The sequence below is a fragment of the Thalassolituus sp. UBA6592 genome, assembly GCF_002433655.1.
Classification (GTDB): Bacteria; Pseudomonadota; Gammaproteobacteria; order Pseudomonadales; family Oceanobacteraceae; genus Venatoribacter.
In genome coordinates this window covers 2852-3745 of sequence record NZ_DJIO01000150.1, presented here as the reverse complement: position 1 = coordinate 3745, position 894 = coordinate 2852, and the positions used below count along the sequence as shown (strand labels likewise).

At 51.6% G+C, this 894-nt stretch carries 2 protein-coding genes; one reads left to right on the top strand and one right to left on the bottom strand.

From position 1 onward, the window contains the following. Positions 1–415: methyl-accepting chemotaxis protein (locus tag B2Z72_RS15165; protein ID WP_297005221.1), on the top strand; the 415-nt coding region annotated here is incomplete at its 5' end. Between the two features lie 21 nt (positions 416–436). Here B2Z72_RS15165 and B2Z72_RS15160 read toward each other — a convergent pair. Continuing rightward, on the bottom strand, positions 437–894 hold a 458-nt coding region (locus tag B2Z72_RS15160), incomplete at its 5' end, for an ATP-NAD kinase family protein (RefSeq protein ID WP_414716706.1).

Genomic DNA, 894 nt, shown 5'->3' with positions numbered 1-894 from the left:
TTTTGCCGTGGTCGCCGATGAAGTCCGGACCCTGGCACAACGCACGCAGGAATCCACCGAATCCATCAGTAACACGGTTGCAGAACTGAATAAAGGCACCAGTAATGTGGTGAATACCGTGCTTAAATCCCGTGAGCGGGCTGAATCCGGCATTGAAAAAGTGCGCGCAGCCAGTAATGCTCTACAACAGATTTACCAGAACATTAACAGCATCAGCGACATGAATACGCAGATCGCCACCGCCGCTGAGCAGCAGAGCTATGCCGCGGATGAAATCAACCGCAATGTTGTCAGAGTAAATGAACTGGCGGAAACCAGCCGGGAACAGGCCGGTGACGCGGCTCAGGCCAGTCGTGCCCTTGCTGAACTTTCAACACGACTGAACAATATCGTCGAAAAATTTACCGTTAATTAATAACCCGCTGCGGATGAAAAATCACATCAGCGGATACACCACCTGATCATGGTAGCCGGTAACCACCTGCATGGTACCGGCCCACTCTTTATCCAGCTGCGGGTCACCGCTATCTATGATCAGTGGCCGTCCCTGCAGTGCAGTCAATTTGCTTTTGGTGGATACCAGCCAGACATTCTTTTTACTCAGACACCGCAGAATGTGCGGTGAAAACTGTTGGTTTCCGCGTCCAATAATATGCCCCTGCCCGCCCATAATACTCAGAATAGCGACTGCTTCAGAATGATCATCCAGCAAGGTCAGAATGTCCGCTGCGGTAACATCCGCAGCGATTAGTTCGCGATTAAAAACCGCATCAACACCGAGCAGGGTATTATCCAGCCCGAGGTCATCCATAATCGCCTGAGTCGTTTTTCCGGAGCCGATCAGGTACAGCACGTCGTCTTCCATTTCAGCCGTCACATGGGCTGCAATATCGG